Annotated in this window: 15 protein-coding genes; 6 read left to right on the top strand and 9 right to left on the bottom strand. The window is 68.8% G+C overall.

Going from position 1 to position 13412, the window contains the following annotated elements:
- From rimM to rpsP, 3 genes are read right to left on the bottom strand one after another with little or no spacing between them, the layout of a single operon-like run.
- Positions 1-522, bottom strand: coding sequence for a ribosome maturation factor RimM (rimM, locus tag I7X18_RS18215; protein ID WP_193043446.1), 522 nt, complete (start codon positions 520-522; stop codon positions 1-3).
- Positions 523-538: 16 nt separating this feature from the next.
- On the bottom strand, positions 539-781 hold the full coding sequence (locus I7X18_RS18220; protein ID WP_193043447.1) for an RNA-binding protein: 243 nt from the start codon (positions 779-781) through the stop codon (positions 539-541).
- 8 nt (positions 782-789) lie between these two features.
- Positions 790-1326 (bottom strand): 30S ribosomal protein S16, encoded by a 537-nt coding sequence (rpsP, locus tag I7X18_RS18225; RefSeq protein ID WP_193043448.1) that lies wholly within the window; start codon positions 1324-1326, stop codon positions 790-792.
- Positions 1327-1505: 179 nt separating this feature from the next.
- Here rpsP and I7X18_RS18230 point away from each other — a divergent pair, with 179 nt between their 5' ends.
- Entirely contained in the window at positions 1506-2147 is a 642-nt protein-coding gene (locus I7X18_RS18230) for a class I SAM-dependent methyltransferase (protein WP_193043449.1), read from the top strand.
- 3 nt (positions 2148-2150) lie between these two features.
- On the opposite strand, the gene I7X18_RS18235 is transcribed toward I7X18_RS18230, so the two are convergent.
- A complete protein-coding gene (locus I7X18_RS18235; RefSeq protein ID WP_193043450.1) occupies positions 2151-2570 on the bottom strand; it encodes a nuclear transport factor 2 family protein in 420 nt (139 codons plus the stop codon).
- A gap of 30 nt (positions 2571-2600) precedes the next feature.
- On the opposite strand from I7X18_RS18235, the gene I7X18_RS18240 reads away from it, so the two are divergent.
- Both I7X18_RS18240 and I7X18_RS18245 read left to right on the top strand, forming a co-directional pair.
- Complete coding sequence (locus tag I7X18_RS18240) at positions 2601-3476, top strand: D-alanyl-D-alanine carboxypeptidase family protein (protein ID WP_193043451.1); 876 nt, start codon at positions 2601-2603, stop codon at positions 3474-3476.
- An 81-nt stretch (positions 3477-3557) separates the two neighbouring features.
- The gene (locus tag I7X18_RS18245; RefSeq protein ID WP_404822699.1) at positions 3558-4409 is read left to right on the top strand and encodes a D-alanyl-D-alanine carboxypeptidase family protein; all 852 of its coding nucleotides are present in this window, start codon (positions 3558-3560) and stop codon (positions 4407-4409) included.
- A gap of 35 nt (positions 4410-4444) precedes the next feature.
- On the opposite strand, the gene I7X18_RS18250 is transcribed toward I7X18_RS18245, so the two are convergent.
- A complete protein-coding gene (locus I7X18_RS18250; protein ID WP_193043452.1) occupies positions 4445-5113 on the bottom strand; it encodes a response regulator transcription factor in 669 nt (222 codons plus the stop codon).
- 134 nt (positions 5114-5247) lie between these two features.
- Between I7X18_RS18250 and I7X18_RS18255 the strand changes: the two genes are divergently transcribed.
- From I7X18_RS18255 to I7X18_RS18265, 3 genes are all read left to right on the top strand, one after another.
- Positions 5248-5529, top strand: coding sequence for a GlsB/YeaQ/YmgE family stress response membrane protein (locus I7X18_RS18255; RefSeq protein ID WP_193043453.1), 282 nt, complete (start codon positions 5248-5250; stop codon positions 5527-5529).
- Between the two features lie 92 nt (positions 5530-5621).
- Positions 5622-6017 carry an STAS domain-containing protein gene (locus tag I7X18_RS18260; protein WP_226862592.1) on the top strand — a complete coding sequence of 132 codons (396 nt, stop codon included), beginning with the start codon at positions 5622-5624 and terminating at the stop codon, positions 6015-6017.
- A gap of 175 nt (positions 6018-6192) precedes the next feature.
- Positions 6193-7803 carry a diflavin oxidoreductase gene (locus I7X18_RS18265; RefSeq protein WP_193043454.1) on the top strand — a complete coding sequence of 537 codons (1611 nt, stop codon included), beginning with the start codon at positions 6193-6195 and terminating at the stop codon, positions 7801-7803.
- On the opposite strand, the gene I7X18_RS18270 is transcribed toward I7X18_RS18265, so the two are convergent.
- The 4 genes from I7X18_RS18270 to I7X18_RS18285 form a co-directional block, all read right to left on the bottom strand.
- Positions 7800-8894 (bottom strand): amidohydrolase family protein, encoded by a 1095-nt coding sequence (locus tag I7X18_RS18270; protein WP_193043987.1) that lies wholly within the window; start codon positions 8892-8894, stop codon positions 7800-7802. The two genes, I7X18_RS18265 and I7X18_RS18270, sit on opposite strands and share 4 nt — an antisense overlap.
- A complete protein-coding gene (gene ffh, locus I7X18_RS18275) occupies positions 8891-10453 on the bottom strand; it encodes a signal recognition particle protein (RefSeq protein ID WP_193043455.1) in 1563 nt (520 codons plus the stop codon). The genes I7X18_RS18270 and ffh overlap by 4 nt, the downstream gene beginning before the upstream one ends.
- Before the next feature lie 44 nt (positions 10454-10497).
- Positions 10498-12999, bottom strand: a complete 2502-nt coding sequence (locus I7X18_RS18280; protein ID WP_193043456.1) for a [protein-PII] uridylyltransferase — start codon at positions 12997-12999, stop codon at positions 10498-10500.
- A 67-nt stretch (positions 13000-13066) separates the two neighbouring features.
- A complete protein-coding gene (locus tag I7X18_RS18285) occupies positions 13067-13405 on the bottom strand; it encodes a P-II family nitrogen regulator (RefSeq protein ID WP_003881099.1) in 339 nt (112 codons plus the stop codon).
- Between the last annotated feature and the right edge of the window lie 7 nt (positions 13406-13412).

The raw sequence follows: 13412 nt of genomic DNA on the forward strand, positions 1-13412 counted from the left end.
CTACTCCAGATCCAGCAGACCCTCGGGCGGATCGATCTCCACCAGCCCCTCGGTGAGCGACACCCGCGGGACCATCGCCGTGACGAACGGCACAAGCACCTCGGCTCCTTCGGGCGTCTTCACCGACAGCAGTTCACCGGCCGCTGTGTGCAGAACCTCGGCCACCGTGCCGATGTCCGCACCGGCGACGGTGCGCACGCGCAGCCCTTCGAGCTGATGGTCGTAGAACTCGTCGGGATCGTCGATGGGCGGAAGCTCTCCGGTGTCGACGAGGAACAGGATTCCGCGCAGCGCATCGGCGGAGGCACGATCGGCCACCCCGTCGAGTCGCACCAGCAGCCGGCCGCCGTGCGGGCGCGCGGCGTCGATCACGAAGTGCCGCTCCGCACCGCCCTTCGACGGCCTCCCGCGCAGCTGCGCACCCGGGGTGAACCGGCTGTCAGGATCGTCGGTGCGGACATCGACCACCAGTTCACCGGTGACGCCGTGCGCCTTGACGACCCGCCCGACTACGAGGTCCATGAACGCCGTTCGTTCGCTATTGGTCGGTGTCCACCACGTCGACGCGGATACCCCGTCCGCCGATCCCGGCGACCAGGGTGCGCAGCGCGGTCGCGGTGCGACCGCCCCGGCCGATGACCTTGCCCAGGTCCTCGGGGTTCACGTGCACCTCGACCGTGCGGCCGCGGCGGTTGGTCACCAGATCCACGCGCACGTCATCGGGGTTGTCGACGATCCCGCGGACGAGGTGCTCGACGGCGTCGACGACGACTGAGCTCACGTCCGGGCTCAGCTCTCGGCCGGCGCGGGCTCGTCCGAGGAGCCTGCGGTGGCGCCGGCGATGGTGGCATCCTCGCCCTCAGCGGCGGGCTCGGACTTGTCGGCCTGCGGGGCGGGGTCGGCGGTCGCCTCGATGTCGGAAGCCGCCTTCTTCGCGGGCGCCTTCTTCTTCTTCGGCTGAGTGGCCTCGGCGCCGGGGCCGCCCTCGGCCTCTGCCAGCGCGGCATTGAACAGATCGAGCTTGCTGGGCTTGGGCTCCTTGACCTTCAGCGTGCCCTCCGCGCCCGGCAGACCCTTGAACTTCTGCCAGTCGCCGGTGATCTTCAGCAGCTGAAGGACGGGTTCGGTGGGCTGGGCGCCGACGCCGAGCCAGTACTGGGCCCGCTCCGAGTCGATCTCGATGAGGCTGGGCTCTTCTTTGGGGTGGTAACGGCCGATGACCTCGATGGAGCGGCCGTCGCGGCGGGTGCGCGCGTCGGCGACCGCGATGCGGTACTGGGGGTTGCGGATCTTGCCCAGACGGGTCAGTTTGATCTTGACAGCCATGGTGAAGCGTTCTCCTATGAGTTGCCACGCCGCAATTCAGCGATGCGGGCGGAATTGCCCGATCCGGTTTTGCCTCGCGTGTGTGACCACCCCACGGCCGGAGTCGCGGGCGGACAGCCGACCATTGTGCCAGACCAGCGCCTCCGGCCGGAAATCGCTCGACGCGGCACACTCGAGACATGGCCTCACTTCGTCAGCGACTGCTCACCAACCTTGCCGGACAGCTGGGCCGTCCGCACGGCGCGCTCGGCGGAGTGGTCGCCGGCGCGCTCAACCGCGGGAACGGGCAGGCGATCGCGACGGCCGTCGCGGCGGCGCAGGTGCCGGCCGGCGGGGTCGCCGCCGACATCGGCTTCGGCGGGGGTGCCGGGTTGCGACTGCTCGTCGACGCCGTCGGCACCGGCGGCACGGTCCACGGTGTCGAGATCTCCGACGACATGCTCGACAGGGCGCGGCGGGCCTTCCGCCACGACCTCGACAGTGACCGGTTGCGGCTGACCCGGGGCTCGCTCACCGCGCTGCCCTTCGACGACGCCAGCCTCGACGCCGCCATCACCGTCAACACCGTGTACTTCATCGACGACCTGGACGCCGTGGGGACCGAGCTCGCGCGGACACTGCGGCCCGGGCGCCGGGCCGCCATCGGGGTGGGCGATCCGGACGCCATGCGAGCGCTACCGATGACGCCCTACGGATTCCGGTTGCGTCCGGTGGCCGACATCGTCGCGGTGCTGGAGGCCGCCGGCCTGGCGGTGACGGTCGAGAGCAGGACCGACGGCCGGATGCCACGGCACACGATCACCGCGCAACGGGCGGGCTGACGATCACACCAGCTTGTCGAAGCACTTCTCCTCGACGCGCCGCGTCATCCGCCAACCGTCCGCGGTGCGGGCGAACTCGTCGACGTACCAAATGCCGACGAAGTACACCTGGCCGGCGTCCCCGCCCATCACCATCGGGTTGAAACAGATGGTCCGCGACGTCGCGGTGTCACCGGAGACCGTGACGTCGAAGTTGCCCACCAGGTGTGAATACGCCGGGAAGTTGGGCAGCACGTCGGCCAACCACTTCTTCACGTCGGGGTAGGGGCCGTCGATGCCGCCGGTGGCGCGGTAGTCGATGTAGGCGTCCGGCGTGAACACCCCGTCGAGGTCGTCGAACCGGCGCTGGTCGATCGCCGAGGAGTAGTCGACCATCAGCTGCTGGATCTCCAGCCGGTCCGAGATTTCCGCCAGGCTCAACATTGCTCGATTGAACACGATTAGGCTCCGCCCATGCAGAGGCTCGCCATCGTGTTCGCCGCCGTCCTGGCCGCGCTCAGCGTCGCCGTCGCTCCGGTCGCGAGCGCCGACATCGACATCCAGCCGGTCGGCTCGGTGCCCATCCCCGTGGGACCCGCCGAGGCGTGGATCGTCGCCGACATGGACACCGGTCAGGTGCTCGCCGGCCGCAACGACGACGTTCGGTACGCACCGGCGAGCACGATCAAGACGCTGCTCGCCCAGGTCGTCCTCGCCGAGGTGCCGCTCGACGCGACGATCGTCGCCGACGAAGCGGACACCAGGGTCGAGTGCAACTGCGCCGGGGTGGCACCCGGCCGCACCTACACCGCACGCCAACTGCTCGAGGGGCTGCTGCTGGTGTCGGGCAACGACGCGGCCAACACGCTGGCCCGCATGCTGGGCGGCACCGACGTCGCGGTGGCGAAGATGAACGCCAGGGCCGCCGCGCTGGGCGCCCATGGCACCAACGTCGTGACACCGTCCGGATTGGACGGGCCGGGGATGCCGTTCTGGTCCACCCCGCACGATCTGGCCGTGATCTTCCGCGCGGCGATGGCCGATCCGGTGTTCGCGCACATCACCGCCATGCCGACGGCGGTGTTCCCGGCCAAGACCGGCGACGTCGTCCTGGTCAACCAGGACGAGCTGCTGCACCGCTATCCCGGAGCCATCGGGGGAAAGACGGGCTTCACCGACATCGCCCGCAAGACCTTCGTCGGCGCGGCGCAGCGCGATGGCAGGCGGCTGGTGGTCGCGCTGATGCACGGGCTGGTCAAAGAGGGCGGACCCACGTACTGGGATCAGGCGGCCAGCCTGCTGGACTGGGGCTTCGCGCTGGACCGCAGCGCGAATGTCGGTGCACTCTGAGGTCGTTCCAAACACGATGTCATTGAGCCGCAACGCTTTCGAGACCGATTCGAGGCGTAGGCGCCGTTAGGCTCTGGCGCCGTGGCCTGTTCGCGTTCGAGTCGGTGGTCGCGAACGCTCATCGCGGGATGCGCGCTCGCGTTGACTTTGTCGTCGGTCGGGGTGGCCGTACCCAAGGCCGCGGTCGCGCAACCACAACCGGCGGGCGCGCTCACGCTCCCGGAGGGGCCCGCACAGGCGTGGCTCCTCGCCGACCTCGACACGGGCCGAATCCTCGCCAGCCGCAACCCGTATGAACGCCATGCCCCCGCGAGCACCATCAAGGTGCTGCTGGCAATGGTCGTCCTCGACCACCTGTCCCCCGACAACTTCGCCCGGGCCAACACATCCCACACCGAGGTGGAGTGTTCCTGTGTCGGGCTCGCACCCGGCCAGCCCTACACCACCCGCCAGCTGCTCGCGGCGCTGCTGATGGTGTCGGGTAACGACGCCGCCAACATGCTCGCCGACATGCTCGGCGGTCAGCGATCCGCGGTCGCGGCGATGAACCGCAAGGCCGCGGCCGTCGGCGCCAGGGCCACCAGGGCCTCCTCGCCGTCCGGACTCGACGGTCCAGGATGGGAGTCGGTCACCACCCCTCACGATCTCGCGGCGATGTTGCGGGCCGCGCTGGCCTATCCGTTGATCGCCCAGATCATGCGCGCCCCGTCGGCCCAGTTCCCCGGTAAGACGATCACCAATCAGAACGAGTTGCTCACCCGCTATCCCGGTGACCTCGCCGGCAAGACGGGCTACACCAACCTCGCCCGCAAGACGTATGTCGGTGCGGCGCAACGAGGTAGCCGCCGCCTCGCGGTGGTGCAGATGTACGGGACCGGCGACCTGTACGGCCAGGCGATCGGCCTGTTCGACTGGGGGTTCGGCCAGGCCTAGGCGCGCACTTTGCTCGCCTCGAGCGTGCCGCTATGTCAGGGCCCACCCTTCCAGTGGTCGATGCGGTTGTAATCGGGCGTGAAGCCGTGATCGACGCCCCACAACACGGCCTGGGTGCGGCTCGCCACCCCGATCTTGCGGTAGATGGTGCGGATGTACGACTTGACGGTGTTGGGGCTGAGATATGTCAACGCCGCGACGTCGGCGTTGCTCTTGCCCTGGGTGATGAGGGCCAGGATCTCAGCCTCCCGGTCACTGAGTCCCTCGCCGCGACCGGGCCAGTCGAGTCCAACAGCACTACGGGCCCGCGGCGGGACGTCGCTGATGACGGTCTCTCCGGCGTGCACCGCCTCGAGAGCGGCGACCAGTTCTCGCGCCGGCAGCGTCTTGGACAGGTACCCGTGGGCACCGTGTTGCCGGGCGCTGGCAATGAGATCGGGATGAAAGTTCCACGTGTAGACCACGACTCGGCGGGCGCGCGGATTGGCGACCAGGACGGCGATCTCGTCGTGATCGGACTCGGGCTGGGCGAAAGAGTCGTAGAGGACGATGTCGACCGCGTCCTTCACACCCATGTTGGCGTCGAGCTCTGCCACGAGCACACGATCGCGATACCGGTCGAACATGTTGGCCACGCCCATCAGCACGACGTCGTAGTCGTCGACGAGCGCGACGGTGATCGGCGAATGGGTCGGTGGTGCCATGAATTGAAGACTACCTACCTAGGGGTGTAGCACCACCCCCCTTAGGGGTGTTGAACTGACGTCAGTGCCGAGCAACCGCCCGGCCGTACCGATCGAAGCGCACCGTCGGCGCTCACCCGGAAAGGCTCACAGCCATGATCGGACTCATCATCAGCCTCCTCGTCATCGGACTCATCGCCGGCGCTATTGCGCGCCTGCTGATTCCGGGCAAGCAGAACTTGTCGATCCCGATGACCATCGCCCTCGGGGTCGTCGGTTCATTCGTCGGCGGATTGCTCGGGTACCTGCTGTTCCACAAGGACGGTGCGGAGGGATTCTTCCAGCCGTCCGGGATCATCGGCTCCGTCATCGGTGCCGTCATCGTCCTCGCGATCTGGCTGCGCGTCGGTGGACGCAGGTCGGTCCGGTCGAGGTAGGCCCACCCGTGCACAACAAAGATCGACCATTCGCGCAATCTGGGTCGATCTCTGTTGTGCGACCAGAACCGATTCGGCACCGATGGGACACGATGGAGATGGACGACGAAACAGTCGATTGCAGTCTCGCCCACGGCGACGCCTTGGCAATCGAGCAGAGCTGGGTGGAGCGGACCGTGGTACTCACGGTCTCGGGAGACCTGGACATGCTGACCGCTCCTGCGCTGACCGAAGCCATCCAGGCCGCAGCCCGACACGAGCCCACAGCGCTGATCGTGGATCTGTCGACACTGGAGTTCCTGGCGTCAGCGGGAATGACTTTGTTGATCACCACCCAAGAAAAGCTTGCACCGGCGACCCGATTCGGTGTCGTCGCTGAAGGCCCCGCCACCAGCCGGCCACTGAGAATGGTCGGGGTGGACCGGCTCGTGCCCCTGTACCGGACCCTCCCCGACGCTTTGGTCGGCTCAGCTGACCAGGGAAAATAAGGTCGCATCGCGGCCACGAATCCGGCCGGGCCGAGAATCGACCTCCGGTAGGCGGACTCCGACCTCGCCGCTCCCATGGACACGTGGTGACCGTCACCCGGCCTCCGACGAGGGACGCCACCATCGCCGCTCTCAGCCAAGTAAGGTCGCCCTAACTTGATGGAGGGAGCGATCGATGACGGGCCGGCCGGACTTCTCGCTGATCGTTGCCTTCGGCACCGACATGGGCAACGCCGAGGACGCCGCCATGACGTTCGCCGAGGAATGCCAGGCCGTCGGCATCGACGTCGAGGCGGCCGAGCTCAACCAGGTCGACGTCGCGGACCTGCAGGCGACCACCCACTTCGTGGTGGTCACCTCCACATTCGGCGACGGTGACTTCCCGGACAACGCCACCCTGTTCTGGGAGGCCATCAGCGCCGAGACCCACCGGCTCGAGCATCTGAGCTTCGCGGTCCTCGCCCTCGGCGACACCGCCTACGACCTGTTCTGCCACGCCGGAAAGCTCCTCGACGCACGGCTGGAAGCCCTCGGCGCGACCCGGTTGGCCGAGCGCGTGGATGTCGACGGTTCATACGTGCAACCCGCCAAGGCGTGGACCACCGACGTCGTGAAGCTGCTGCAGGATGCTCTCGGCGATCCCGGCAGGGCATTCGAGGCCGTCCCCGCATCCGAGCGCAGCGAACCGTCCGGCCGGGAGCGCCACCATCCCGTCACCACCCGGCTCACGGTCAACCGACTGCTCACCGCAACGGATTCCGACAAGGAGGTCCGCCATTACGAGATGGACCTCACCGGATCCGGGATCCGCTACCGCGCAGGCGATTCGCTGGCCGTGCACGCCACCAACGACCCCGAGCTGGTCGACGCCATCCTCACCCACCTCGGGACCGGTCCCGACCATGCCGTCCCCGATCACGACGAACCCCTCGGCGCCCTGCTCACCGAACACCTGGAGATCCGTACGCCATCGCGGGCGTTGCAGGCGCTGGTCGCCGCACGCACCGGCGACCCGGAGGCAGCGGCCGCCCTGCGCGTCGCGGCCACCGCGGCGCCGGGATCGTGGTGGTACGGCAAGGACGTACTCGACCTGATCAGGCTCGCGGATCTGGGCGTCGACGAGGTCGTCGACACGTTGCGCCCGTTGCAGTTCCGCGACTACTCGATCGCCTCGAGCCCCCTGGTCCACCCCGACAGCGTGCACCTGACCGTCGCGACGGTGCGCTACACCGCCGGGAACCGCAGGCACGGCGGTGTGGCCTCGACCTTCCTGGCCGAACGCGGCGACACCCTCACGGTGCACCTGCGCCCCAACCACGCCTTCCGACTGCCCGCCGGTGACGTGCCGATCATCATGATCGGCCCCGGGACCGGCATCGCACCGTTCCGGGCGTTCCTGCAGGAACGCCGAGCGACCGCCGCGCCCGGCAGGTCCTGGCTGTTCTTCGGGGACCGTCGCCGCACCACCGACTTCCTCTATGGTGACGAACTGCACGCGTTCGCGGAGTCGGGCACCCTGACCCGCCTCGATCTGGCGTTCTCGCGCGATACCGCGGCGAGACCGTATGTGCAGCAACGTATGCGGGAGAACGCGGCCGAACTCTTCAGCTGGCTGCAGGACGGCGCACACCTGTACGTGTGCGGTGACGCCGACCGGATGGCCAAGGACGTGGACGCAGCCCTGCACGAGATCGTCGCCCGCTGTGGCGGATTGGACGCCGACGGCGCCCACGCTTACGTCAACGACCTGATCAAGAGCCACCGCTACGTCCGCGACGTCTACTAGCGGAACGCCCTGCCCCGCAGGATCACCAGCGCCGGCTGGTTGACGACAGCCGCGCCGCGGCGCGGATCGTCGTCGTAACAGACCAGATCGGCGGGTGCACCGTCGGCCAGACCCGGGCGGCCGAGCCAGGCGCGCGCATTCCAGCACGCCGCGCCCAGCGCGTCGGTCGGGCTCATCCCGATCCCGTGCAGTGCGTCGATCTCGTCGCCGATGCGACCGTGCGCGATCGTGCTGCCTGCGTCGGTGCCCGCGTAGATCGGCACGCCGGCCTCACGTGCGGCGGCCACCCGCGGGTAGGACCGCTGGTAGAGGTCACGCATGTGGGCGGCGTAGGTCGGGTACTTGGCCGCCGATTCCGCGATGCCCGGGAAGTTCTCGAGGTTGATCAGCGTCGGCACCAGCGCGGTTCCGTGCTGCACCATCAAGGCGATCGTGTCGTCGGTGAGCCCGGTGCCGTGTTCGATGCAGTCGATGCCCGCGCTGATCAGTCCGGGCAGCGCGTCCTCGCCGAAGACGTGTGCGGTCACCCGGGCACCGTTGGCGTGCGCTGCGTCGATGGCCTTCTTCAGGATCACGTCATCCCACAGCGGGGCCAGATCGCCGATCGACCGGTCGATCCAGTCGCCGACGAGTTTGACCCAGCCGTCGCCGCGGCGCGCCTGCTCGGCGACGATCTCGGGCAGGTGCGTCTCGTCCTCGACGTCGACGGCGTACCCGGCGAGGTAGCGCTTGGGTTTGGCGACATGGCGCCCGGCGCGGATGATCCGGGGCAGATCCGCGCGGTCGTCGAGGCTGCGGGTGTCCGTGGGCGAGCCGCAGTCCCGCAGCAGCAGGGCGCCGACGTCGCGTTCGGTCTCGGCCTGCGCGGCCGCCTCCTCGAGGCCCACCGCACCCCCGGGCACCGGCCCCAGCCCGACGTGACAGTGCGCGTCGACCAGGCCGGGCACCATCCAGCCGTGCTCGAAGATCGTCTCGGCGCCGCGCACCGGCTCAGAGCTCAGCAGACCGTTGACGATCCACCACTCGGCCGGCTGCTCGTCGGGCAGGCTGCGCCCTCTGACATGGAGGGGCGTGGAGACCACCACGGTCAGTTCTTGGGGAACTTCAGCTTGCTCAGATCGAAGTCGGCCAGCCCCGGCGGAAGCTCGTCGAGCCCCTTCGGCATGTTCGACAGGTCGGGGAAACCCGCGGGCATCCCCGGCATGCCCGCACCGAGCGGGTTGCGGTTCTTCGGCGGCGTCGGCCCCTTGCGCCCCTTCTTGCCTGCCTGCTTGTTCTTGCCCTTGGCGGCCTTGCGGGTGTTCTTGCGGGCGAACGGCATTCCCATCTGGCCGGCCATCTGCGACATCATTTTGCGGGCGTCGAAGAACCGGTCGACGAGCTGGTTGACCTCGGCCACCGTCACACCGGAACCGTTGGCGATCCGCATCCGCCGGGAGGCGTTGATGATCTTCGGATCGGCTCGTTCGGCGGGCGTCATCCCGCGGATGATCGCCTGCACCCGGTCGAGCTGGGTGTCGTCGACGGCGGCCAGCGCATCCTTCATCTGGCCGGCGCCCGGCAACATGCCGAGCAGGTTGCCGATCGGGCCCATCTTGCGGATCGCCAGCATCTGCTCGAGGAAGTCCTCCAGCGTCAGCTCGCCGCTACCGATCTTGGCTGCCGTCGCCTCGGCCTGTTCGGCGTCGAAGTGCTGCTCGGCCGCCTCGATCAGGCTGAGCACGTCACCCATGCCGAGGATGCGGCTGGCCATCCGGTCGGGGTGGAAGACGTCGAAGTCCTCGAGCTTCTCACCACTCGACGCGAACAGGATCGGGACGCCGGTGACCTCGCGCACCGACAGCGCGGCGCCACCGCGGGCGTCGCCGTCGAGTTTGGTCAACACGACGCCGGTGAACCCGACGCCCTCGCGGAACGCGTCGGCGGTGGTGACGGCGTCCTGGCCGATCATCGCGTCGAGGACGAACAGCACCTCGTCGGGGTCGACGGCGTCGCGGATGGCCGCCGCCTGAGCCATCAGCTCCTCGTCGATGCCGAGGCGGCCCGCGGTGTCGACGATGACGACGTCGAAGTGCTTCGCCCTCGCTTCGGCGAGGCCTGCGGCGGCGACGGTCACGGGATCAGCGGTTCCCTTGACCTCCGGGGCACCCGGAGCGGTCCCCGGATGCGGTGCGAACACCGACACACCGGCGCGTTCGCCGACGATCTGGAGCTGGCTGACCGCGCCGGGCCGCTGCAGGTCGCAGGCCACCAGGAGTGGGGTGTGCCCCTGCCCCTTCAGCCACTTCGCAAGCTTCCCGGCCAGCGTCGTCTTACCGGAACCCTGCAGGCCGGCAAGCATGATGACCGTCGGTGGGGTCTTGGCGAACGCCAGCGGACGGGTCTCACCCCCGAGAATGCCGACGAGCTCCTCGTTGACGATCTTGACGACCTGCTGGGCGGGGTTCAGCGCCCCGGAGACCTCGGCGCCCTTGGCGCGTTCCTTGATGCGCGCCACGAACGCGCGCACCACGGGCAGGGAGACGTCGGCCTCCAACAGCGCAAGCCGGATCTCCCGGGTCGTCGCGTCGATGTCGGCATCGGTCAACCGGCCTTTGGTGCGCAGGCCCTGCAGGGCACCGGTCAACCGGTCGGACAAGGATTCGAACACGGCGTCCAGCCTAACTTCCCTGCCGCGAAACGCTCATCCGCGGCTCAGCTCGCGCGTTCGGCCGGTTTGGGAGGCGGCGGCGGGGTGGGCAGCACCGCGTAGAGATCGCGTTCGAGTTCAGTCCGGATCGCCTGGCCGTCGGAGTCGCTCCCGGCGGCCAGTGCCGGCACCGCGATGCCGAACACGTCGACCACCGAGGACCCCAGCGTGGTCACCTTCGCCCAGGCGATGTCGACACCGTCGCGTTCGAAGACCGCGGTCAACCTCGCCAGCAGTCCGGTGCGGTCGATGGTGCGGATCTGTACGACGAGCTCGCTCGGTGACTGGCCAGTGGACCACAGCACGCGGGGCGGGGCCGGGACGTGGTTGGCCGGGACCGCGGCCAGGATCTCCCCCGCCCGGGATGTGCCGTACTGGGCGGCCTCGCGTTCGCGCCGCTCCAGCGCCGCCAGCACGTCGAGTTCCCCGTCGAGCGCCAGGATGAACTGCTGGCGCAGGAGTTCGGCCGCCGGTGGCGCACCGAAGTGCGGGGACACCACGAAGGTGTTGACGGCCGAGCCCTGATGGCTGTTCACCGAGGCGGAGTGCACCCGCAGCGAATTCAGCGCGAGCACACCTGCGGCCTTCGACAGCAGTCCGCGCCGGTCGGGCGCGATCATCGTCACCTGGTGGATGTGCGGGCTGTCGGCAGGAGTGAGCTCGACGTGGACACTTACCGCACCGGCCAGTTCGAGGTGGCGTGGGTCGATTGGATCGGGTTGGGGCAGCGGCTCGCCCGCCATCACCAGTCGGCATCGCCGCACCAGGTCACCGATCAGCGAGGCCTTCCAGTCACCCCACACCCCCGGCCCGGTGGCCAACGAGTCCGCCTCGGCGAGCGCGTGGAGCAGTTCCAGCAGCACCAGGTCGCCGCCGAGTTTGTGCACCACGGCGTCGATGGTCTTGGGATCCTGCAGATCGCGCCGGGTCGCAGTGTCGGGCAGCAGCAGGTGGTAGCGCACCATCTTCGACAGCACGTCGATGTCCGAGGGCCACAGCCCGAGCCGCGTGCCGATCTGATCGGCGAGTTCGGCACCGATGACGCTGTGGTCGCCGCCGCGTCCCTTGCCGATGTCATGACACAGCGCGCCAAGCACCAGGAGGTCCGGGCGTGATACACGGGTGGTGAAAGCGCTTGCCCACGAGACGGTTTCGACCAGATGACGGTCCACCGTCCAAATGTGCACCACATCGCGCGGCGGAAGGTCGCGCACCGCACCCCATTCGGGGAAGAGCCGCCCCCACAGTCCGGTGCGGTCCAGCGCCTCGATGGTCGACACCACGGCCGGGCCCACCGCGAGCATCACGAGCAGATCCTTGAGCGCCTGACGCGGCCACGGCGTACGCAGTTCGGGAGCGGTTTCGGCAAGCCGGCTCAGCGTCGACACGGCCATCGGCAGCCCGGTGGTGGCCGACGCCGCCGCGACCCGCAGGATCAGCCCGGGGTCGCGCGCCGGGCGGGCGTCACGGGCGAGGATGACCTCCCCCGCGTACTCGACGACACCTTCGTCGAGCGGCCGGCGGACGGGCCTGCGCAGCGCGGCGAACCCGCGGCGCGGCAGCGCGTTGGCGGCGGTGCGCAATCCGGCGTCCACGTAGTAGCTGATGGTCCGGGCCGCGTCGGAGAGCATGCGGGCCAGGTCGAACCGGTCGCCGATGCGCAGTGCCGCGCCGATCTCGTCGGCGTACTGCGCGAGCAGCAGATCGCGACCGCGGCCCGAGATCCGGTGCAGTTCGGTGCGCACGTTCAGCAGCGCCAGGTGCGCCCCGCCCAGCGTGCCCGTCGGGGAGGCGAGCGCCGGGCTGGGATACACGTCGGCCAGCTGGGCGATGGCCAGCGCGTTGAGCAGCTGGACGTCGCGCAGTCCGCCGCGGCCTGATTTGAGGTCCGGTTCGGCACGGTGGGCGATCTCGCCGCTGCGGCGCCACCGCGCCTGTGTGTGGTCGACGAGTTCGGCGAAGCGCGGGGCGATTCCGGTGCGCCACTGCCTGCGCGCACCACCGACGAGCAGCGACGACAGATCCGCATCCCCGGCGATGTGGCGGACTTCGAGCATCGCGAGCCCGGCCGAGATGTCCTCACCGGCGACCTTCAGCGCCTCGGGCACGGTCCGCACACTGTGGTCGAGCCGAATGTTGGCGTCCCACAACGGATACCAGAGCAATTCGGCGACCTGGCTGACGACGTCGGCGGGCATGTTGTCGTGCAGCAGCATCAGATCGAGATCCGAGTACGGCAACAGCTCACCGCGACCCAGACCGCCGGTCGCAACGATGGCGAATCCACTCGTTGCCGTGATCCCGATCTCGGTTGCCTTTGTGCCGAGCCAGAATTCGTGCAGATCCAGCAGCGCGTCACGCAGCGCGGTGGTGTCGAGTTGACGCGGTCCGCCGGTCAGGAGCTGCTGGGTCGCCCTGACCAGATCGGTGGCGGGCCGCAACGAGCCCGCCGCCGGCGCCGTCCATCTGGGGGCGCCGGCGGCGGGTCGTGGTTGGTGTTCTGTCATGTCGGAAGTCCTCCCCCGGACCAGTGAATGCTTGCGGTGTACAGCCGGGAGACGATCCCCTGGTCGATCAGAGGGCGTCTGCCCCCCGCTCACCGGTGCGCACCCGTACGACGGTGTCGACGGGGCTCACCCAGACCTTGCCGTCGCCGATCTTGCCGGTGCGGGCCGCCTGCACGATGACGTCGACGACCTTGTCCACGGCCGAGTCGTCGACGACCACCTCGACGCGGACCTTGGGCACGAAATCGACGGAGTACTCGGCGCCCCGGTAGACCTCGGTGTGGCCCTTCTGCCGACCGTAACCCTGGACCTCACTGACGGTCATCCCGAGGATGCCCGTCTGCTCGAGCCCGGTTTTGACGTCTTCGAGCGTGAACGGCTTGACGATCGCAGTGATCAGCTTCATTTCGTCG

It is taken from the genome of Mycolicibacterium baixiangningiae (genome assembly GCF_016313185.1).
In the GTDB taxonomy this organism is placed as follows: Bacteria; Actinomycetota; Actinomycetes; order Mycobacteriales; family Mycobacteriaceae; genus Mycobacterium; species Mycobacterium baixiangningiae.